This window comes from Paracoccus chinensis (assembly GCF_900102885.1).
Taxonomy (GTDB): domain Bacteria; phylum Pseudomonadota; class Alphaproteobacteria; order Rhodobacterales; family Rhodobacteraceae; genus Paracoccus; species Paracoccus chinensis.
Map to the genome: position 1 here is coordinate 28,515 of NZ_FNGE01000005.1, position 18,382 is coordinate 46,896.

Genomic DNA, 18,382 nt, shown 5'->3' on the forward strand with positions numbered 1-18,382 from the left:
AACGGCGGGGGCAGGCATGACGGCGCAACTCTGGTGCTTTGGTGAATCGGGCAACGCCTACAAGGCCGCGCTGACGATGGAACTCGCGGGCTACGCATGGGAGCCCGTCAAGGTCGATTTCTTCAACGGCGAGGCGCGCAGCCCCGCCTTCCGTGCCATCAATCCGATGGGCGAGGTTCCGGTCCTGCGCGACGGCGGGCTGACGCTGACCCAGTCCGCCGTGATCCAGCTGCACGTGGCAGAGCGCACCGGTCGCTTCGGCGGCACCGACCGCAGCGAGGTCCTGCGCTGGCTCTTCTGGGACAACCACAAGCTGTCGGGCGTGGCCGGCTCGACCCGCTTCCTCTCGAACTTCCTCCCCCCCGAGAAGCGCCTGGCCGAGGTGATCGCCTTCCAGCAGGGCCGCCTGAAGGCCGCCTACCAGGTGCTGAACGACCACCTGTCCGCGCGCGACTGGGTGGCCGATACCGCCCCCACCATCGCCGACTTCGCCTGCTGCGGATACCTGTATTACCCCGAGCCCTTCGGCTTCGACCGCGCCGACTGGCCGCATATCAACGCCTGGCTGAACCGCATCGCGGGTCTGCCCGGCTGGAAGCACCCCTATGATCTGATGCCCGGCAGCCCTGCCGACCGGGCCTGAAGGAGGACGCATGACCGACGCCTATATCTATGACGCCGCCCGCACGCCGCGTGGCAAGGGCCGCAAGGACGGCAGCCTGCACGAGGTCACCTCGGTCGCGCTTTCCGCACGCCTGCTGAACGCGATCAAGGAACGCAACGGCCTGAGCGATCATGCCGTCGAGGACGTGATCTGGGGCAACGTCACCCAGGTCGGCGAACAGGGCGGATGCCTTGCGCGATCCGCCGTGCTGCTGTCGGAACTCGACGAGCGGGTGCCGGGCCTGTCGATCAACCGCTTCTGCGCGAGCGGCATGGAAGCGGTGAACCTTGCCGCCAACCAGGTCAAGGCTGGCGCGGGCGACGCCTATATCGCCGGCGGGGTCGAGATGATGGGCCGCGTGGCCATGGGCTCGGACGGTGCGGCCATCGCCGTGGACCCGAGCCTCGCGATGAAGACCTATTTTGTCCCGCAGGGCATTTCCGCCGACATCATCGCTACCGAATACGGCTTCACCCGCGAGGAGGCAGACGCCTTCGGCGTCGAGTCCCAGCGCCGCGCCGCGCAGGCGTGGGAGGAAGGGCGTTTCGCAAAATCCATCGTCCCGGTGCGCGACCAGAACGGCATCGTGATCCTCGACCGCGACGAATACATGCGCCCCGGCACGACGATGGAGGACCTGGCCAAGCTGAAGCCCGCGTTCAAGGACATGGGCGAGGTGATGCCCGGCTTCGACAAGGTCGCGCTGCTGAAATATCCCCATCTCGACCGGATCGAGCATATCCACCATGCCGGAAACTCCTCGGGCATCGTGGACGGGGCCGGCGCGGTCCTGATCGGCAGCCGCGAATGGGGCGAGGCCCGCGGCCTGAAGCCCCGCGCGCGCATCCGCGCCACGGCGAAGATCGGCACCGACCCGACGATCATGCTGACCGGCCCGGTTCCGGTGACGGAACGTGTGCTGCAGCAGGCGGGCATGAGCATCTCGGACATCGACCTCTTCGAGGTGAACGAGGCCTTCTCGTCGGTCGTGCTGCGCTTCATGCAGGCCTTCCAGGTCGATCCCGCGCGGGTCAACGTGAACGGCGGCGCTATCGCGATGGGCCATCCGCTGGGCGCGACCGGCGCCATCATCATCGGCACGCTGCTGGACGAGTTGGAGCGGCAGGACAAGGAAACGGGTCTCGCGACCCTCTGCGTGGCGTCCGGCATGGGCGCGGCAACGATCATCGAGCGGGTGTGAGGCAGCCATGACCGATTTCACGATGCAGAAGGGCGACGATGGCGTCGCCGTCATCACCTGGGACGTGCCCGGCAAGTCGATGAACGTGCTGTCGATGGACGGTGCGGGCGAGTTAAACAGCCTGATCGACGACGCGCTGGCGGATGAGGCCGTGAAGGGCATCGTCATCACCAGCGGCAAGGCGGACTTTGCCGCCGGCATGGACCTGAACGTACTCGCGCAGATGAAGGAAGGCGGCCCGCAGGCGGTCTTCGACGGGGTGATGAGCCTGCACCACCTGCTGCGCAAGATCGAGCTCGCCGGCATGGACCGCAAGACGCAGAAGGGCGGCAAGCCCATCGCCGCCGCCCTGCCCGGCACCGCGCTGGGGATCGGGCTGGAACTGCCGCTGGCGACTCACCGCATCTTCGCCGCGAACAACCCCAAGGCCAAGATCGGCCTGCCCGAGATCATGGTCGGCATCTTCCCCGGCGCGGGCGGCACCACGCGGCTGATCCGCAAGCTGGGCGCGATGGCCGCGGCCCCGCTGCTGCTGGAAGGCAAGATGAACGACCCGGCAAAGGCCAAGGGCGCGGGCGTCATCGACGAGGTGGTGGAGGATCCCGTCGCCGCTGCCAAGGCTTGGGTCCTGCAGGCCACCGACGCCGACCTGGTCAAGCCGTGGGAGCAGAAGAGCTACAAGATGCCCGGCGGCTCGCCCTATACCCCGGGCGGCTTCATGACTTTCCTCGGCGCCGCCGCGATGGTCCATGGCAAGACCATGGGCGTCTATCCGGCGGCCAAGGCGCTGCTGTCGGCGGTCTATGAAGGCGCTCTGGTCGACTTCGACACCGCGCTGCGGATCGAGGCACGCTGGTTCACCCATGTCCTGATGAACCCCTCGTCCGGCAACATGATCCGCAGCCTCTTCATCAACAAGGAGGCGCTGGAAAAGGGCGCGAACCGCCCCGAGGCTCCCGACCAGAAGGTCCGCAAGGTCGGCGTCCTGGGTGCAGGCATGATGGGCGCTGGCATCGCCTATGTCTCGGCCAACGCGGGCATCGAGGTCGTGCTGATCGACTCGACGCAGGAAGCGGCCGACCGGGGCAAGTCCTACTCGACCGGCATTCTGGACAAGGGCATCAGCCGCCGGAAGGTGACCGAGGAGAAGAAGGCCGAGGTCCTGGGCCGCATCACCGCAACCACCGACTATGCCGCGCTGGAAGGCTGCGATTTGATCGTCGAGGCGGTGTTCGAGGACCCCTCGGTCAAGGCCGACGTGACCGCGAAGGCCGAGGCGGTGATCCCCAAGGATGCGATCTTCGCCACCAACACCTCGACCCTGCCCATCGGCGAACTGGCAAAGGCCAGCAAGCGGCCCGATCAGTTCATCGGCATCCACTTCTTCAGCCCCGTGGACAAGATGGCGCTGGTCGAGATCATCCGGGGCGAGCAGACGGGCGATCGCGCGGTGGCCAAGGCGCTCGACTTCGTGCGGCAGATCCGCAAGACGCCGATCGTCGTCAACGACGCCCGCTTCTTCTACGCCAACCGCTGCATCATCCCCTATATCAACGAGGGTATCCGCATGGTCGGTGAAGGGGTGAACCCCACGCTGGTCGAGAATGCGGCCAAGCTGATGGGGATGCCGCTGGGGCCGCTGCAGCTGGTGGACGAGACCTCAATCGATCTGGGCGTGAAGATCGCCAAGGCGACCAAGGCCGCGATGGGCGACGCCTATTCCGATGAGGACGTGGACACCGTCATCTTCAGGCTGGCCGACGAAGGCCGGATGGGGCGCAAGGCCAAGGCGGGCTTCTACGACTATGACGATGCGGGCAAGCGCCAAGGCCTCTGGTCCGGTATCGGCGAGAACTGGGCGCGGGCCGAGGACCAGCCCGAACTCACCGAGGTCCAGCACCGCCTGATGTTCGTCCAGGCGCTCGAGGCCGTGCGGGCGCTGGAACAGGGCGTCCTGACCGACATCCGCGAGGGCGACGTGGGCGCGATCCTCGGCTGGGGCTTCGCACCCTGGACCGGCGGACCCTTCGGCTGGCTGGACATGCTGGGGGCGGAGCGCGCGGTGGAACTGGCGGACAAGCTCGCCGCCGAACATGGCGACCGCTTCGCCCCGCCGAAGCTGCTGCGCGACATGGCCGCCAGGGGCGAAAGCTTCTACGGCCGCTTCGGCGGGCAGAAGCAGGCCGCGTAAGGCAATCCCGAGGCGACAGGACCAAGGGCGGGCGCTGGAGGAAACTCCGGCGCCCGTCGTCTTTTGCAACCCTCGGGGGAACCCCCCGTGAAGGCCTGCGTTCGCAACCCAAGGGAAACGGCGAGGACGCAGTCATGGTTGCAATCTACGGTCGGGCCGACCCGAGGCCGATCCACCCGCTGCACGCGATCCTCCTGTCCTTTCCCTTCCCCCTGTTCCTTGGAACCTTGGCCAGCGATCTTGCCTATCACGCCACCTTCCAGATCCAGTGGCACAACTTTGCGCAATGGCTGAACGCCGGGGGCCTGCTCGTGGGCGCCTTCGCCGGGCTCTGGGCGCTGATCAACCTGTTCCGCCGTGAAACGCGGGGGCAGCGGCGTACGATCCTCTATTTCGTGGCCCTGTTGGCCATGTGGGTGCTCGGGCTGCTGAACGCCTTCATCCATGCCAAGGATGCCTGGGCCATCATGCCCGAGGCCATCTGGCTGTCGTCGATCTCGGCGCTGCTGGCCTTTGTCGCGGCATGGATCGGCTTTTCCGGCATCCAGACTGAAAGGTGACATGATGCGCCTGCTTCATCTGCTTGGCACCGCCGCCGCGATCGGCGCCCTGGCAACCGGCGCATCCGCGCAGGACCAGACCCCGCCCCCCGAATACGGTCCCAACCCGACCCTGGGGGAACCACAGCGGGGCCTGCTGCCCACCATGAAGATCCCCCGCCCCGCCCTGTGGGGGGACGACCGCCCCGTGGTGCCCGAGGGCTTCACGATCCAGCCCATCGCCACCGACCTGATGATCCCGCGCCAGACGCTGATCCTGCCCAACGGCGACATCCTCGTGGCCGAGGGCAAGGGACAGGGCGCCCCGGCGCTGCGGCCCAAGGACCTGATCGCCGGGATCATCAAGGCCTGGGGGAAAAGCTCGGTTTCCGGCGGCAACCGCCTGACGCTGCTGCGCGATGCCGATGGCGACGGCACCTATGAAACAAAGGAAATCTTTGCCGAGAACCTGAACTCTCCCTACGGGCTCGCCTTCGTGAACGGCGCGATCTACGTCGCCAATCAGGACACCGTGGTACGCTTCGACTATACCGAAGGCCAGTCGCAGGCGAGTGGCCCCCCCGAAGTGCTGGCGCAGCTGCCCTCGGTCATCAACCACCACTGGACCAAGGCCATGACGGCCAGCGAGGACGGCCGCTTCCTGTATGTGGGCATCGGGTCCAACAGCAACATCACCGAGCGCGGGATGGAGGCCGAGGAAGACCGCGCGATGATCTGGCAGATCGACGTGGAAACGGGGATGCACCGGCAATATGCGACCGGCCTGCGCAACCCCACGGCGCTGACGATCCAGCCCGACACCGGCCAGCTCTGGGCCGTGGTGAACGAGCGCGACGAGATCGGCGACAACCTCGTGCCCGACTACCTGACCTCGGTGCAGGAGGGCGGCTTCTACGGCTGGCCCTACAGTTACTGGGGCCAGAACGTCGATGTCCGCGTCCAGCCGCAGGACCCCGAAAAGGTCGCGGCGGCCATCGCGCCCGACTATGCGCTGGGCTCTCACGTCGCGGCACTGGGGGTGGATTTCTCGGTTCCCGCGATGGGCGAGCAGTTCGCGGACGGCGTCTTCGTGGGCGAGCATGGCAGCTGGAACCGCAACCCGCCCTCGGGCTACAAGGTGATCTTCATCCCCTTCCAGGACGGACGGCCCGCCGGAGAGCCGGTCGACTTCGTCACGGGCTTCCTTCAGGACGCGGACAACACGCGCGGCCGCCCCGTCGGTGTGACAGTCGACCCGCGCGGCGCGGTGATCGTGGCCGACGACCTGTCCAACACGATCTGGCGGATCACGCCGGACGAGCCTGTCGCCGCCACGACTGCCCCCGAGCCGGTCACACCCGCCGCGGCGGAGCCTGCGACACCAGAGCCGGTGACTCCCGCCACAGCCGAGCCCGGGACGAGCGCTGCTGCACCTGAGCCCTTGGCGCCTGCTGCTGATGAGCCTGTGGGGCCGACAGCGGGCGAGCCTGCCACCCCGGATGCCTCTGCGCCTGCTGCGCCTGGATCGGCCGCAGAACCGGCGGCCGGTCAGTAAGGCTCAGGCCAGCCCTTCGGCCCGGAACAGCGCCATGACGTCCGCCTCGGGGCGGGCGCCCACATGGCCGATCACCTCGGCGGCGGCGATGCAGCCCATGCGGCCCGCGACGGCCAGCGGCTTTCCCGTTGCCAGCCCGTAGATCAGCCCCGCCGCGAACTGGTCCCCTGCCCCGGTTGCGTCCACGGGCGTCACGCGATGGACCGGTGCAGTCACCCGCTCTCCGCCCCGGATCAGGATCGCGTCCTCGCCCGAGCGGGTGCAGATCACCGTCCCGCAGTCGGCAGATGCAAGCCGCAGCGCCTCCTCGAGATCCTCAACCTGATAAAGCGCCTGCCATTCGTGGATGTTGCCGATGACATAGTCCATCGGGCCCGCGACAAGGCGGCGGAAATCCTCGCGGTGGCGGTCCACGCAGAAGGGATCGCTGAGCGCGATGCCCGCCTGCCCGCCCGCGGCATGGCAGGCTTCGGCGGCCTTGAGGAAGGCGGCCTTCCCCTTGTCCTTGTCGAACAGGTAGCCTTCCAGGAACAGCCAGCTTCCATCGGAAAACAGACCCGCGTCCACGTCGCCCTCGTCCAGTTCGGCCGAGATGCCCAGATAGGTGTTCATCGACCGCTCGCCGTCCGGCGTCACGAAGATGATCGACCGCGAGGTCGGCAGCTCCGCCCCGTCCAGCGGCGCGTTCACGAAATCCGTGCCGTCCGTCCCCATGTCGCGTGCATAGGCAAGGCCGAGGTCGTCCCCCGCAACGCGGCCGATGAAGGCAGTGGAAAGCCCCAGCCGTCCCAGCCCCGCCAGCGTGTTGGCGACCGAGCCGCCAGGGATCAGCCGCGCGCCGTTGCTGGCGTGGGTCAGAACTTCGGCGCGGTCGCGCTCGATCAGCTGCATGATGCCCTTCTGCACCCCCAGCCGGTTCAGCTGCGCGTCCCCCGCGGTCGAGATCACGTCCATGACAGCGTTGCCGATGCCGATCACCTGATATGCCATGCGCTGTTCCCCCTGGCTGTTCCTGCGCTTAAACCGGCGACGGACGGCCGGGACAAGGGGTCGCCTCAGACGGGATCAGTCGTCTTCGGCTCATAAGGGCAATGGGCGCGGATCGGGCAGATCGTGCAGCGTGGACGGCGGGCCTGGCAGACATAGCGGCCATGGAGGATCAGCCAGTGATGGGCGTCCTGTTGGAACTCGGCGGGGACATTGTCCTCGATGGCGCGCTCGACCTCGGATTCATCGCGGCCGGGCGCAATGCGGGTGCGGTTGCCGACGCGGAAGATATGGGTGTCCACCGCCTGCGCGGGGATGCCGAAGAACGAGTTCAGCACCACGTTCGCCGTCTTGCGCCCCACGCCCGGCAGGCTCATCAGCGCGGCGCGCGAGGTCGGGACCTCGCCGCCGAACTCCTCCACCAGCCGCTGCGACAGGGCGACCACATTCTTCGCCTTCTGCCGGAACAGGCCGATGGTCTTGATGTGCTCGGTCACGCCCTCGACCCCCAGCGCGACCATGGCCTGCGGCGTGGGCGCGGCATCGAACAGGGCGGGCGTCGCCTTGTTCACGCCCACGTCGGTCGCCTGCGCCGACAAGGCCACCGCCACCAGCAGCGTGAAGGCGTCGCGGTATTGCAGCTCGGTCACGGGCCTGGGGTTGCCCGCCTGCAGGATGGAAAAGATCGCCACCTGCTCGGCATAGGGCAAGGGCGGCGGCAGGCGCCCCGCCGCGACCCGCGTGGGTGCCGCACGCCGGGTGCGGGGTGTCGGAGGGAGGGACGTCGGACCCTGGGCCATGCACAGGGTGATGCCCGGCCTTGCTTCGCCACGCAAGCCTCTCGGCCGGTCGAGAGAAAGTGACGCCTGTTCAGCGGCTTCTGCTGGCCGAGGAACGGAACTTCTGCAAGCCTGTTGCCGTTCCACGGGTTGAAGGGTGGCCGCAAGAACCTCCCGGCCCGGCCCATGCCTACGAAAGGACAGTATGATGACCCGTCGCGTTCCCCTGATCCTCGCCGTATCCGGCGCCATGGTGCTGAGCGCCTGCGCGACCGATCCCTACGGCCAGCCCACCAACATGAGCCGCACGCAGCAGGGCGTGATCGCCGGTGCCGCGACCGGCGCGATCTTCGGCGCGATCCGCGATGACGACAGCAACAACCGCGGCCGCGACATCGCGCGCGGGGCGATCCTCGGCGGCGCGGCCGGCGGGCTGGCCGGCTCGGTCCTCGACGCCCAGGCGCGGGCGCTGCAGCAACAAATGACCACGCCCGGCGTGCAGGTCGTCAACACCGGGCAGTCGCTGAACGTCACCCTGCCCGAAGGCGTGCTGTTCGCCTTTGACAGCGCCGCCGTTTCGGGTCCGGCCCAGAACGACCTTTATGCACTGGCGCGGAACCTGCAGCAGTATCCGAACTCGACGGTGCAGGTGATCGGCCACACCGACTCGACGGGTGCGGCGTCCTACAACATGGACCTGTCGCAGCGCCGGGCGCGCTCGGTCGCGGCCATCCTCACCTCGGGCGGCGTGTCGCCGAACCGCATCGCCACCAGCGGCATGGGGTCGAGCCAGCCGGTCGCCTCGAACGCCACCGAAGCAGGCCGCGCGCAGAACCGCCGGGTCGAGATCATCATCCGCCCGACGCGCTGAGCCGGTCGGCACAAGCGAAAACCCCCGGTGGCGACACCGGGGGTTCTTTCATTCCGCCTGGCAGGCAGCGGTCAGTTCAGGTGATGCGCCACGTCGTCGATGGCGCGGTCGATGCCGGCGCTGCGGTCCTGGGGGCCCATCTGGCGGCCCAGCACCTCGGTTGCGGCGGCCATGGCGACCTGAACGGCCTGGTTGCGGACGGCGCGCACGGCCTCGGTCTCGGCAGCCGAGATCTGGTCCTGCGCGGTCTGCAGGCGACGATCGATGGAGGTCTGCAGGTCCACCTTGGCCTTGTCGGCCTGGGCCAGCGCCTCGCGGCGGGCGTTCGCCACGATGGCATCGGCCTGACCCTGAACCTCGCGCTGGCGGCGTTCGTAGTTGGCGTAGATCTCCTGCGCCTCGTCGCGCAGGCGGCGGGCCTCGGCGATATCCCCCTTGATGCCTTCGGCGCGCTTGTCCAGCAGACGCGCGATCGCCGACGGCACCCGGTAGTACATCAGGATGCCGATGAAGGCCAGGAACGCCAGCAGGACGATGAAGTCCGTGTTGCGCAGCGAGAAGAAGGGCCCGGTCGCAGCCAGCGCGGGGCTTGCGGCCAGGGCGGCGCCCAGGGCGGTCAGACGGGCGATCATAGCACGGCTCCCTTGATGCGGGCGTCGACGGCCTGGTCGATCGCGCCGTCGGCATTGCCGCCGAAGGCGCGAACCAGCTCGGCCGCGACATCGCGGGCGACGGTGCGGGCGTCCGAGGCGGCCGACTGCCGGATCTCGGCGATGCGGCGTTCGGATTCCTGCGTCCGGGCCGCGATCTCGGCATCCGCACGGGCGATGGCGGTCTTCAGCTCGGCGTCGATCTCGGCCTTGTTGGCGGCGACGATCTTGTTGGCCTCGGCGCGGGCATCGGCCAGCGCCTTTTCGTAAGCCGCCTCGGCCTCGCGCGCCTTGCGCTTGAAGTCCTCGGCCGCCGCCAGATCCGCGGTCATCAGCCCCTGCCGGTCGCCCAGGATGCGGCCGATGCGCGGCAGCGCCACGCGCGACAGGATGAAGTAGATCAGCGCCAGCGCGACCAGCAGCCAGAAGATCTGGTTGCCGAAGGTGGCGAAGTCGAGCTGCGGCATCCCGGCGGATTCGGCAGCGGCGTGATCCTCGACCACGGCGTGCGTCTCGTCGGTGCCGGGAACGGCGGCGCCCACGGCTTCGGAGGTGCCGTCGGCGTGCTCGATGATGGCCGAGGTCGGCAGGTGGCCTTCACCGTCCTGCGCCACGGCGGGTGCGTCTTCGGCCCCGCTGGCATTCGGCACGATGATCGAGTCGGTCGCGTGTGTCTGGGCCGCGGTCGATTCCGCGGCGGCCGGCGCACCCTGCCCGACGGGCGCGACGGGGACCGCACCGGTGCTCGCGGCCTCGCCGTTCAGCGGCACGGTGATCGTCGTCGCCGTGGACCCCTGATCGGCGGGAGCCGTGGTGGTGGTCGTTTCGACCGCGGTCGGGGCGGTCTGCTGCAAAAGGCTGAACATATCCTATCCCTGGCCTGCGGTTGGCAATCGGGCGGGCGCGTCAGGCACCCGCCCAAAAGCAAGGAGTGGCGCCGGGATCAGGCTGCGAACAGCAGCAGCAGGGCGACCAGGAACGAGAAGATGCCCAGGGCTTCGGCGAAGGCCATGCCGATGAACAGCGTGGCGGTCTGCGACGCGGCAGCCGAGGGGTTGCGCAGGGCGCCCGCCAGGTAGTTGCCGGCGACGTTGCCCACGCCCATGGCGGCGCCCGCCATGCCGATGCAGGCCAGGCCAGCACCCAGGTATTTGCCCAGCTCGGCGTAGGTCGCGACGTTTTCCATGATATGCTCCTTGAGGCTTGGAAACGGTTTGGAAAGTGAAATCCCGCTCGGGCGTCAGTGGCCCGGGTGCAGCGCGTCCTTGAGGTACACGCAGGTCAGGATGGTGAAGACATAGGCCTGGATGACCGAGACCATGACCTCGAAGGCATACATGCCGACGATGGCGAGGATCGAGACGGGCGCCACGACCGCGATGGCGGCGAAGGCGGCGAAGACCTTGATCACGGCGTGGCCGGCCAGCAGGTTGCCCGCAAGTCGGATCGAATGGCTGACGGGACGCACGAAGTACGAGATCAGCTCGATCACGGCCAGCACCGGGCGCAGCGCCAGCGGCGCCGACTTGACCCAGAAGAGGCCGAGGAAATGGGTGCCGTTCAGCACGAAGCCCAGGATGGTGACGCCCAGGAACACCATGAGCGCCAGCACGCCGGTGACGGCGATGTGCGAGGTCGTGGTGAAGGACTTGGGCACCAGGCCCAGCAGGTTCGAGAAGAGGATGAAGCAGAACAGGGTGAAGATGTAGGGGAAGTAGCGCAGGCCTTCCTTGCCCGACACTTCCTCGATCATCTTGTGGACCATGCCGTAGGTCAGCTCGGCCATCGACTGCACGCGCGACGGGATCAGCGACCGGCCCGAGGTGCCCGCGACGAACAGCAGCCACACCACCAGCACCGCCAGCATGAGCCACAGCGTCACGTTGGTGGGCGTGTACCAGTGGATCGGGCCGTCGCCGAACAGCGGACGGACGATGAACTGGTCCATCGGATGGAACACCAGGCCCGTGCTTTCTTCAGTCGCCACGCTCAGTCCCTTTCGTCCTTCGCCGGATCACCCGCCGGCCTGTCGTCCACCGGCTTGGCCGGCCCTGTTCCCGGTGCGTCCCCGCTCATCTCGGCGGCGGTCCGCAGCATTGTCTTCACGCCGGCCGCGAAGCCGAGGAAGATGAAGATCACCAGCAGGATCGGCGTCGTGCCGAGCAGCCGGTCAAGCCCGAAACCCACGCCGAACCCCACCGCGAGGCCGGCCACAAGCTCGATGACCATCCGCCACGCCTGGTTGGCATGGGCGAACTTGTCCATCCCCGGGGGCGTCAGCCGGTCGTCGCGGCGGGCCTGCGCCAGCCGCTCTTCCAGCGCCTTCAGCCGTTCGGCGTCTCGCGCCTGCTGGACGCCGTCGTCGCCGTCGTCAGACACGCCTGCCCCCTTCGAGTTGCGGTGCTGATAGGCAGTCCCCCGCCCCGAGTCAACCAGTGCGCCGCCTGTTTCGTCCCTTTCAAGTTCAATGACTTAGCTGAATCAGCGCTGTCGGCTTGCGGCGCACGGGGCCGCAGTTCATCATTCAACCCTGCAGTTAAGCATGAGCCATGCCCCCGGAACCCGATCTCGACGCCATCTTCGCCGCGCTTGCCGACCCGACGCGGCGGGCGATCCTGTCGATGCTGCTGGAAGACGACATGGCGGTGACGGACGTGGCCGCACCCTTCGGGATCAGCCTCGCCGCGATCTCGAAGCACTTGGCAACGCTGGCAAGCGCCGGGCTGATCCAGCAGGAGCGGCGGGGGCGGATCACCTGGTGCAAGCTCGACCCCGAGGGGATGCGCCCGGCGGCCGTCTGGATGCGCGCCTTCGGGCTGGTCGATCCGCTGGACCTCGACGACTTCGAGCGCTTCCTCGCCGTCGAGCTTCAGATGCCGCCCGACGATCAGGCATGAAAAAAGGGCCGGTTGTCCGGCCCCGTTTCAGGTTCGACGGTCGCGGCTCAGGCCGCGTGGTCGTAGGCCGACTCCATCTGGCCCGCGGGCGCCTGGATGTCGTGATAGGCGTACATCTGGGTCAGGACGTCCAGCGCGCGCGTGTTGGGCAGGCGGCGGACAGAGCGGGCGCGGTTGTCGAGATCGGCCATCAGGCCCTGCGGACGGTCGGCGTGGTCGGTGCGGTTCATGTCAGTGTCTTACCTTGGCTAGAGGACGGTCCTCCCTCGGGCTTGGATATAGTGCTGCAACGCAGCACAGGCCATGCGCGTGACGCTCGGTCACATCCGATCCCGCGCATAGCCGCAATGCAAAAGGCCGCCCGAAGGGGCGGCCTTTCAGACAATCGCGCCGCGATCAGATCGCGCGCTCGACCATCATGTGCTTGATCTCGGCGATGGCCTTCGCCGGGTTCAGCCCCTTGGGGCAGGTGTTGGTGCAGTTCATGATCGTGTGGCAGCGATAGACCTTGAAGGGGTCTTCCAGCTCGTCCAGCCGCTCGCCCGTGGCCTCGTCGCGGGAATCGATGATCCAGCGATAGGCGGTCAGCAGCGCGGCCGGACCCATGAAGCGGTCCTGGTTCCACCAGTAGCTCGGGCAGGCCGTCGAGCAGGAGGCGCAGAGGATGCATTCATAAAGGCCGTCGAGCTTCTTGCGGTCCTCGATCGACTGGCGCCATTCCTTGCCGGGGGCGGGCGTCTCGGTGATCAGGTAGGGATGCACCGCCGCGTGCTGGGCGTAGAAATGGGTCAGGTCGGGGATCAGGTCCTTGACCACCGGCATGTGCGGCAGCGGATAGATGTTCACGTCGCCCTTGATCTCGTCCATGCCGTAGATGCAGGCGAGGTGGTTGCCGCCGTCGATGTTCATCGCGCAGGACCCGCAGATCCCCTCGCGGCAGGACCGGCGGAAGGTCAGCGTCGGGTCGATCTCGTTCTTGATCTTGATCAGCGCGTCCAGGACCATCGGACCGCACTTGTCGAGGTCGATCCAGTAGGTGTCGAGCCGCGGGTTCTCGCCGGTATCCGGGTCCCAGCGATAGATGTTGAAGCGGCGCAGGTTCGTCGCGCCCTCGGGCCGGGGCCAGGTCTTTCCGACCCGGATGCGGCTGTTCTTGGGAAGGTTCAACTGGACCATCTGGCTATCCTTTCAGGGCGTGCCGCCCATGTTCTCGCTGGCTCAGCGCGGGTCGGTGAAGGCGCCCGCGACGCGTGTCAGCTGTTCGGGCGGCAGGGATTGCGGGCGGACCGTGAAGCGCGCCATCCGCCCGATCATCTCGTCGCGGGGGATCAGCTCCTCGATCCAGTGGTAATACTTGCGGTCGATATAGTCATCGAAGAGGACGGTGACAGGCCGCGTGCAGCGGATCATCGTGGCCAGGAAGCAGGCCACGCGGAAGCGCCCGTCGATCAGCACGACATCGGGATGGCGGAAGCCGGGATGGTCCCAGATGCCCGTGGCGTAAAGGTGGAACCGGCGATAGGCGCCGCTGCCCTCGGGCCGTCCCCAAGGGCCGGTCGGACCAATGTCGGCATGGTGGACAAGGAAGCGGTCGTCAGGGAACTCGGCACCCATGGCCACGGCGATCCGCTCGGACCAGGCCTTGTCGCTTTCGACCGACATCACGAACCCGGCGCCCGAGCGCAGCGCCAGAAAGGTCGAGCCGCCGCTGCCGTATTCCAGGATCACCCAGGCGGAGGCGTAGGTGGTCGCCACAACCTCCGCCTCTTCGGGCGGAAGCGTCAGGGCAAAGGAAGCTGCAGGCCGTGGCTCGGCCGCCTGCCCTTTTTCACCTGCCCGATGATCGGTGCCCTGCAGCATTGCCTCAGGCCACATCCTCGGCCGCACCAGCGGCCTGGCCAGGATGATCGGGGTCCGCCTCCATGATCTCGCTGATAGCGGCAACCACCGGCAAGGAGGGTTGAGCGCGGAAGGTCCGGGACAGGCGCGAGGACGCCAGATCCTCGGGCAAGGCATCCGCCAGCCACTTGCCCTTGCGCGGCAGCGACCAGGCGCGGCGGCCGGCGCGGTGGTTCAGCAGGGCGAAGCCCACGTCGGCGTGGCCGAGGTAGGGCGCCATTTCGCTGATCGTGGGGATCGCGTCGCCGCGTGCAAGTGCCGTGCCGGTGCCCAGCATCCGCACGCCCAGGGGCTGCGGCAGGGCGGCGTCGGGGCGGATGCGGCGCCAGCCGCGCTCGCCTTCCGCGCCGTGGCGGAAGTCCGAGGCGGCGTAGCCGAAGACGTTGCCGTCCCAGCCGATCGCATCGGCGCGCTCGATCGAGCGGGCCACATAGTCGGCCGGATAGGCGATGTCGTCGTCGATCAGGAACACGATGTCGTCGGGCCGGGGCCGGGTGAAGAAGCGACCGAGGTCCTTGGTATCGCGGTCGGTGGTGATCGCCTCGATGCGGGGATCGGCCTCGAGGTCAGCGGGCGCCTCGTCCATCTCGTTGAAGACGATGACCAGCCGGTCCACCTGCGGCAGGATGGCGTCCACCACCCGGCGGAAGATGCCCGCGCGGGCCGGAAAGGTCGCCAGATGGGCGCGCACCAGGCCCCTGGGGGCGCCGTCGGGACGGGCGATGCGGCTGTCGGGCATGTTCAGCTCCTGTAGCCCGGCTGCTGGTGCAGCGGGCGGGTCGGCACCTGGCCCGAGCGCCTTACGACGCAGTCGTGGAACACCACGGCCGGGTCGCGCCCCGTGATGTAGTCCGACGAGACCGAGACGCTGAAGCCCGCCAGGACCCCCACGTCATCCCCGTCGGTGCCCACGCCCAGCACGGCCTGGCTGCGCGGGGCGGTGGCTTCGCGCGCATCCCTGAGACAACTGCGCTCGGCTTGGTCCACGGGAACCGGCCCGCAGGCCGCAAGGCCCGTGGCCATCAAGAGCAGCGCCGCGAGGGCGGGATGCGCGCGCACCGTCATCAGGCGGTCGCCGCGCGGGCGATGCACTGCGAGGTCGCGGGACGCGACACGACCGAGGCCACCGCGCCTGCGGCGCCGGGCTGGCCCTGCTGGGCGGCGATATCAGCCAGTTCCGCCATGGTCGCGTTGGACACGACGCAGTCGGTCAGCGGCCCCACGTTGCGGCCCGGCAGGCGCCGCGCCATCTCGGCGTTGATGACCTGGCGGGCGGCCGCATTGTTCGGCGTGGCCGCGGGCGGCGTCACCACGACGGCGCCTGCGGGCGGCGCCACGACGACGGGCCCGGGGGCGACGGTGGGTGGCGGAACGGCCACGCAGCCCGCCAGCGCGGCAGCCGCGGCCAGGACGGGAAGAACGGAAAGACGCATCAGTAGACCCTCGCTTTCGGTGCGATCTTCTTTGGATCGATCCCGCCGTCCTCGTGCTTCGTCAGAGGCTCGAGATGGACGGGCCGATAAGCGAGTTTGACGTCATTTCCATCGACCCACGCAAGCGAATGCTTGCGCCAGTTGGCGTCATCCCGCTCGGGATAGTCCTCGTGCGCGTGGGCGCCGCGCGATTCCTTGCGCGCCTCGGCGGCGACGATGGTCGCCAGCGCGTTCGGCATCAGGTTGGTCAGTTCCAGCGTTTCCATCAGGTCGCTGTTCCAGATCAGGCTGCGGTCGGTCACGCGCAGGTCGTCCAGCCCCAGCGCGATCTCACGCATCTTGTCCACGCCCTCGGCCAGCGTCTTGTCGGTGCGGAACACCGCCGCGTCCGACTGCATCGTGCGCTGCATCCGGTCGCGCAGGACCGCCGTGGGCGTGCCGCCCTGGGCGTGGCGCAGCGAGTCGAAGCGGTCGAGCGCGCGTTCCACCTCGGCCCTGTTGGTCGAGGGAATGGCGCCCGCGCGGTCCACCACCTCGCCCGCCCGGATCGCGGCGGCGCGGCCGAAGACCACAAGGTCGATGAGGCTGTTGGAACCCAAGCGGTTCGCGCCGTGGACTGAGGCGCAGCCCGCCTCGCCCACCGCCATCAGGCCGGGGAAGATGCGGTCGGGGTTGCCCTGCTCGGGGGCGAGGACCTCGCCCCAGTAGTTCGTCGGGATGCCGCCCATGTTGTAATGCACGGTCGGCAGCACCGGGATCGGCTCGCGCGTGACATCGACGCCGGCGAAGATCTTGGCGGATTCGCTGATGCCCGGCAGGCGCTCGTGCAGCGTCTCGGGCGGCAGGTGCGACAGGTGCAGGAAGATGTGGTCCTTGTGCTCGCCCACGCCGCGGCCCTCGCGGATCTCAAGCGTCATGCAGCGGCTGACCACGTCGCGCGAGGCAAGGTCCTTGTAGGTCGGGGCGTAGCGTTCCATGAACCGCTCGCCTTCCGAGTTCGTCAGGTAGCCGCCCTCGCCCCGCGCCCCTTCGGTGATGAGGCAGCCCGAGCCGTAGATGCCGGTCGGGTGGAACTGCACGAACTCCATGTCCTGCAGCGGCAGGCCTGCACGGGCCACCATGCCGCCGCCGTCGCCGGTGCAGCTGTGGGCCGAGGTCGCGCTGAAATAGGCGCGGCCATAGCCGCCGGTCGCCAGCACCACCATCTTGGCGTTGAAGACGTGGATCGTGCCGTCGTCCAGCTTCCAGCAGACCACGCCGGTGCAGGCCCCGTCCGTGATGATGAGGTCGAGCGCGAAATACTCGATGAAGAACTCGGCCTTTTCCTTGAGGCTTTGGCCATACAGCGTGTGCAGGATCGCGTGGCCGGTCCGGTCGGCGGCGGCGCAGGTGCGCTGGACGGGCGGGCCCTCGCCGAACTCGGTCGTGTGGCCGCCGAAGGGGCGCTGGTAGATCTTGCCTTCCTCGGTGCGCGAGAAGGGCACGCCGTAGTGTTCCAGCTCATAGACCGCGGCGGGCGCGGACCGCGCGAGGTATTCCATGGCGTCCGTGTCGCCCAGCCAGTCCGAGCCCTTCACGGTGTCGTAAAGGTGCCACTGCCAGCTGTCCGGTCCCATGTTCGACAGCGAGGCGGCGATGCCGCCCTGGGCCGCGACGGTGTGGCTGCGGGTCGGGAAGACCTTGGTCACGCAAGCGGTGCGGAAGCCCTGCTCGGCCATGCCGAGGGTCGCGCGCAGGCCCGCGCCGCCGGCCCCCACCACCACCACGTCATAGTCGTGCGTCTGATATTCGTAAGCGGACATGGAAACCTCAGTTGACGACGACGGCGGCCACGGGCGCGACCACGGGGGACAGCGCCATGCGCGCCAGCGCATAGACGACCACGGCGATCACCGCCCAGCCGAACAGTTGCGAGGCAAGGATGGCGACGCGGCGCTCGGTGTGATCGGCATAGTCGTCGATCATGATGCGGGTGCCGTTGATGTAGTGGAGCATGCCCACGATCAGGAACAGCGCGGTGACGATCGCCGGATAGGGACGGCTGAAATAGGCGAAGACCGCATGGTGCGGCAGGCCCAGCGCCGAAGCGACGACGAAGATGAAGGCGGGCGTCAGGATCAGCAGCGCGACCGAGCTGACGGTCATCGACCAGTGCTGCGCGGTGCCGGTGCTGGGACCGGCGGCGCCGAGGCCGCGGGCGGCCTTGCGGGGAGTGATGTAGCGCATGGAACGTCCCCTCAGAACACGAACAGGATGGCGGTGATGAGCGTCAGCACCACCGAGCCGATGATCAGCACCCAGCTTGCGCGCTGCGCGTCGTCGCGGGTCAGCAGCAGGCCCGCGTCATAGCACAGGTGCCGGATGCCGGACAGGAAGTGGAACCACAGCGCCCAGGCCGAGCCGAACAGGACCAGGTAGCCGATCCAGCTGCGCACCACCCAGTCGGCGGTGGCAAAGGCGCGGGGCCCGGTCGCCGCGGCCACCAGCCACCAGACGATCAGCAGAAGCCCGGCCAGCATGGCCTGCCCGGTGATGCGGGTCATGATCGAGGTGATCGCCGCCATCGGCAGGCGATAGACGGTCAGATGGGGCGAAAGCGGGCGGTTGCCGCGGGGGATGTCTGCCATGGGCGCTCCTGTCCGAAAAGCGCGGGCCAAGCTGGCGCGCGGGCTGGCTTGAAATCGGAGTCTCTCTAGTCATCCTTTCGTCGCTGTCA

Annotated in this window: 23 protein-coding genes; 7 read left to right on the forward strand and 16 right to left on the reverse strand. The window is 68.2% G+C overall.

Annotation, left to right across the window (positions count from 1 at the left end):
- Nucleotides 1-16: 16 nt before the first annotated feature.
- From BLQ03_RS06570 to BLQ03_RS06590, 5 genes are all read left to right on the forward strand, one after another.
- A complete protein-coding gene (locus BLQ03_RS06570) occupies nucleotides 17-643 on the forward strand; it encodes a glutathione S-transferase family protein (RefSeq protein WP_090754102.1) in 627 nt (208 codons plus the stop codon).
- A gap of 10 nt (nucleotides 644-653) precedes the next feature.
- Nucleotides 654-1,865, forward strand: coding sequence for an acetyl-CoA C-acetyltransferase (locus tag BLQ03_RS06575; RefSeq protein WP_090754104.1), 1,212 nt, complete (start codon nucleotides 654-656; stop codon nucleotides 1,863-1,865).
- A gap of 7 nt (nucleotides 1,866-1,872) precedes the next feature.
- A complete protein-coding gene (locus tag BLQ03_RS06580; protein ID WP_090754106.1) occupies nucleotides 1,873-4,056 on the forward strand; it encodes a 3-hydroxyacyl-CoA dehydrogenase NAD-binding domain-containing protein in 2,184 nt (727 codons plus the stop codon).
- 134 nt (nucleotides 4,057-4,190) lie between these two features.
- Nucleotides 4,191-4,616, forward strand: coding sequence for a DUF2231 domain-containing protein (locus BLQ03_RS06585; RefSeq protein WP_090754108.1), 426 nt, complete (start codon nucleotides 4,191-4,193; stop codon nucleotides 4,614-4,616).
- 1 nt (nucleotide 4,617) lies between these two features.
- The gene (locus BLQ03_RS06590) at nucleotides 4,618-6,150 is read left to right on the forward strand and encodes a PQQ-dependent sugar dehydrogenase (RefSeq protein ID WP_217629669.1); all 1,533 of its coding nucleotides are present in this window, start codon (nucleotides 4,618-4,620) and stop codon (nucleotides 6,148-6,150) included.
- 3 nt (nucleotides 6,151-6,153) lie between these two features.
- On the opposite strand, the gene BLQ03_RS06595 is transcribed toward BLQ03_RS06590, so the two are convergent.
- Together BLQ03_RS06595 and nth are read right to left on the reverse strand one after the other, a co-directional pair.
- The gene (locus tag BLQ03_RS06595; protein ID WP_090754109.1) at nucleotides 6,154-7,140 is read right to left on the reverse strand and encodes an adenosine kinase; all 987 of its coding nucleotides are present in this window, start codon (nucleotides 7,138-7,140) and stop codon (nucleotides 6,154-6,156) included.
- Nucleotides 7,141-7,205: 65 nt separating this feature from the next.
- Nucleotides 7,206-7,859: an endonuclease III gene (gene nth, locus BLQ03_RS06600; protein ID WP_425415723.1), complete on the reverse strand. Its 654-nt coding sequence runs from the start codon at nucleotides 7,857-7,859 to the stop codon at nucleotides 7,206-7,208.
- Between the two features lie 265 nt (nucleotides 7,860-8,124).
- Here nth and BLQ03_RS06605 point away from each other — a divergent pair, with 265 nt between their 5' ends.
- The gene (locus BLQ03_RS06605) at nucleotides 8,125-8,787 is read left to right on the forward strand and encodes a YiaD family glycine zipper/OmpA-like lipoprotein (protein ID WP_090754446.1); all 663 of its coding nucleotides are present in this window, start codon (nucleotides 8,125-8,127) and stop codon (nucleotides 8,785-8,787) included.
- A 71-nt stretch (nucleotides 8,788-8,858) separates the two neighbouring features.
- Here the strand turns inward: BLQ03_RS06605 and BLQ03_RS06610 are convergent, their stop codons facing one another.
- The 5 genes from BLQ03_RS06610 to BLQ03_RS06630 form a co-directional block, all read right to left on the reverse strand.
- Nucleotides 8,859-9,416 carry a F0F1 ATP synthase subunit B gene (locus BLQ03_RS06610; RefSeq protein WP_090754448.1) on the reverse strand — a complete coding sequence of 186 codons (558 nt, stop codon included), beginning with the start codon at nucleotides 9,414-9,416 and terminating at the stop codon, nucleotides 8,859-8,861.
- The gene (locus BLQ03_RS18820) at nucleotides 9,416-9,904 is read right to left on the reverse strand and encodes a F0F1 ATP synthase subunit B' (protein WP_245688716.1); all 489 of its coding nucleotides are present in this window, start codon (nucleotides 9,902-9,904) and stop codon (nucleotides 9,416-9,418) included. Before BLQ03_RS18820 ends, BLQ03_RS06610 begins: the two co-directional genes overlap by 1 nt.
- A 476-nt stretch (nucleotides 9,905-10,380) precedes the next feature.
- The gene (locus BLQ03_RS06620; RefSeq protein ID WP_090754114.1) at nucleotides 10,381-10,623 is read right to left on the reverse strand and encodes a F0F1 ATP synthase subunit C; all 243 of its coding nucleotides are present in this window, start codon (nucleotides 10,621-10,623) and stop codon (nucleotides 10,381-10,383) included.
- 54 nt (nucleotides 10,624-10,677) lie between these two features.
- The gene (locus BLQ03_RS06625; RefSeq protein ID WP_245688706.1) at nucleotides 10,678-11,424 is read right to left on the reverse strand and encodes a F0F1 ATP synthase subunit A; all 747 of its coding nucleotides are present in this window, start codon (nucleotides 11,422-11,424) and stop codon (nucleotides 10,678-10,680) included.
- Between the two features lie 2 nt (nucleotides 11,425-11,426).
- Nucleotides 11,427-11,816: an AtpZ/AtpI family protein gene (locus tag BLQ03_RS06630; RefSeq protein WP_245688707.1), complete on the reverse strand. Its 390-nt coding sequence runs from the start codon at nucleotides 11,814-11,816 to the stop codon at nucleotides 11,427-11,429.
- A gap of 170 nt (nucleotides 11,817-11,986) precedes the next feature.
- Here BLQ03_RS06630 and BLQ03_RS06635 point away from each other — a divergent pair, with 170 nt between their 5' ends.
- Entirely contained in the window at nucleotides 11,987-12,334 is a 348-nt protein-coding gene (locus BLQ03_RS06635; protein WP_090754116.1) for an ArsR/SmtB family transcription factor, read from the forward strand.
- 47 nt (nucleotides 12,335-12,381) lie between these two features.
- Here BLQ03_RS06635 and BLQ03_RS06640 read toward each other — a convergent pair whose 3' ends face one another.
- The 9 genes from BLQ03_RS06640 to sdhC all read right to left on the reverse strand — a co-directional run bounded on the left by BLQ03_RS06640 (nucleotide 12,382) and on the right by sdhC (nucleotide 18,293).
- Nucleotides 12,382-12,564, reverse strand: a complete 183-nt coding sequence (locus BLQ03_RS06640) for a hypothetical protein (protein ID WP_090754118.1) — start codon at nucleotides 12,562-12,564, stop codon at nucleotides 12,382-12,384.
- Nucleotides 12,565-12,730: 166 nt separating this feature from the next.
- Nucleotides 12,731-13,510 (reverse strand): succinate dehydrogenase iron-sulfur subunit, encoded by a 780-nt coding sequence (locus BLQ03_RS06645; RefSeq protein WP_090754120.1) that lies wholly within the window; start codon nucleotides 13,508-13,510, stop codon nucleotides 12,731-12,733.
- Between the two features lie 42 nt (nucleotides 13,511-13,552).
- Nucleotides 13,553-14,089, reverse strand: a complete 537-nt coding sequence (locus tag BLQ03_RS06650) for a hypothetical protein (protein WP_245688708.1) — start codon at nucleotides 14,087-14,089, stop codon at nucleotides 13,553-13,555.
- 109 nt (nucleotides 14,090-14,198) lie between these two features.
- Nucleotides 14,199-14,972, reverse strand: a complete 774-nt coding sequence (locus BLQ03_RS06655) for a hypothetical protein (protein WP_090754122.1) — start codon at nucleotides 14,970-14,972, stop codon at nucleotides 14,199-14,201.
- A 2-nt stretch (nucleotides 14,973-14,974) separates the two neighbouring features.
- Nucleotides 14,975-15,298, reverse strand: coding sequence for a hypothetical protein (locus BLQ03_RS06660; RefSeq protein ID WP_090754124.1), 324 nt, complete (start codon nucleotides 15,296-15,298; stop codon nucleotides 14,975-14,977).
- Entirely contained in the window at nucleotides 15,298-15,666 is a 369-nt protein-coding gene (locus BLQ03_RS06665; protein WP_090754126.1) for a hypothetical protein, read from the reverse strand. Before BLQ03_RS06665 ends, BLQ03_RS06660 begins: the two co-directional genes overlap by 1 nt.
- Nucleotides 15,666-17,468, reverse strand: a complete 1,803-nt coding sequence (gene sdhA / locus BLQ03_RS06670) for a succinate dehydrogenase flavoprotein subunit (RefSeq protein ID WP_090754128.1) — start codon at nucleotides 17,466-17,468, stop codon at nucleotides 15,666-15,668. Before sdhA ends, BLQ03_RS06665 begins: the two co-directional genes overlap by 1 nt.
- Before the next feature lie 7 nt (nucleotides 17,469-17,475).
- The gene (locus BLQ03_RS06675) at nucleotides 17,476-17,892 is read right to left on the reverse strand and encodes a succinate dehydrogenase, hydrophobic membrane anchor protein (protein WP_090754130.1); all 417 of its coding nucleotides are present in this window, start codon (nucleotides 17,890-17,892) and stop codon (nucleotides 17,476-17,478) included.
- An 11-nt stretch (nucleotides 17,893-17,903) separates the two neighbouring features.
- Complete coding sequence (gene sdhC / locus BLQ03_RS06680; RefSeq protein WP_090754132.1) at nucleotides 17,904-18,293, reverse strand: succinate dehydrogenase, cytochrome b556 subunit; 390 nt, start codon at nucleotides 18,291-18,293, stop codon at nucleotides 17,904-17,906.
- Nucleotides 18,294-18,382: the final 89 nt, after the last annotated feature.

Coding starts and splice junctions, on each gene's coding strand:
- BLQ03_RS06570 (WP_090754102.1), top strand. CDS start 17: ATGACGGCGCAACTCTGGTGCTTTGGTGAATCGGGCAACGCCTACAAG.
- BLQ03_RS06575 (WP_090754104.1), top strand. CDS start 654: ATGACCGACGCCTATATCTATGACGCCGCCCGCACGCCGCGTGGCAAG.
- BLQ03_RS06580 (WP_090754106.1), top strand. CDS start 1,873: ATGACCGATTTCACGATGCAGAAGGGCGACGATGGCGTCGCCGTCATC.
- BLQ03_RS06585 (WP_090754108.1), top strand. CDS start 4,191: ATGGTTGCAATCTACGGTCGGGCCGACCCGAGGCCGATCCACCCGCTG.
- BLQ03_RS06590 (WP_217629669.1), top strand. CDS start 4,618: ATGATGCGCCTGCTTCATCTGCTTGGCACCGCCGCCGCGATCGGCGCC.
- BLQ03_RS06595 (WP_090754109.1), bottom strand. CDS start 7,140: ATGGCATATCAGGTGATCGGCATCGGCAACGCTGTCATGGACGTGATC.
- BLQ03_RS06605 (WP_090754446.1), top strand. CDS start 8,125: ATGACCCGTCGCGTTCCCCTGATCCTCGCCGTATCCGGCGCCATGGTG.
- BLQ03_RS18820 (WP_245688716.1), bottom strand. CDS start 9,904: ATGCCGCAGCTCGACTTCGCCACCTTCGGCAACCAGATCTTCTGGCTG.
- BLQ03_RS06620 (WP_090754114.1), bottom strand. CDS start 10,623: ATGGAAAACGTCGCGACCTACGCCGAGCTGGGCAAATACCTGGGTGCT.
- BLQ03_RS06635 (WP_090754116.1), top strand. CDS start 11,987: ATGCCCCCGGAACCCGATCTCGACGCCATCTTCGCCGCGCTTGCCGAC.
- BLQ03_RS06640 (WP_090754118.1), bottom strand. CDS start 12,564: ATGAACCGCACCGACCACGCCGACCGTCCGCAGGGCCTGATGGCCGAT.
- BLQ03_RS06645 (WP_090754120.1), bottom strand. CDS start 13,510: ATGGTCCAGTTGAACCTTCCCAAGAACAGCCGCATCCGGGTCGGAAAG.
- BLQ03_RS06655 (WP_090754122.1), bottom strand. CDS start 14,972: ATGCCCGACAGCCGCATCGCCCGTCCCGACGGCGCCCCCAGGGGCCTG.
- BLQ03_RS06660 (WP_090754124.1), bottom strand. CDS start 15,298: ATGACGGTGCGCGCGCATCCCGCCCTCGCGGCGCTGCTCTTGATGGCC.
- BLQ03_RS06665 (WP_090754126.1), bottom strand. CDS start 15,666: ATGCGTCTTTCCGTTCTTCCCGTCCTGGCCGCGGCTGCCGCGCTGGCG.
- sdhA (WP_090754128.1), bottom strand. CDS start 17,468: ATGTCCGCTTACGAATATCAGACGCACGACTATGACGTGGTGGTGGTG.
- BLQ03_RS06675 (WP_090754130.1), bottom strand. CDS start 17,892: ATGCGCTACATCACTCCCCGCAAGGCCGCCCGCGGCCTCGGCGCCGCC.
- sdhC (WP_090754132.1), bottom strand. CDS start 18,293: ATGGCAGACATCCCCCGCGGCAACCGCCCGCTTTCGCCCCATCTGACC.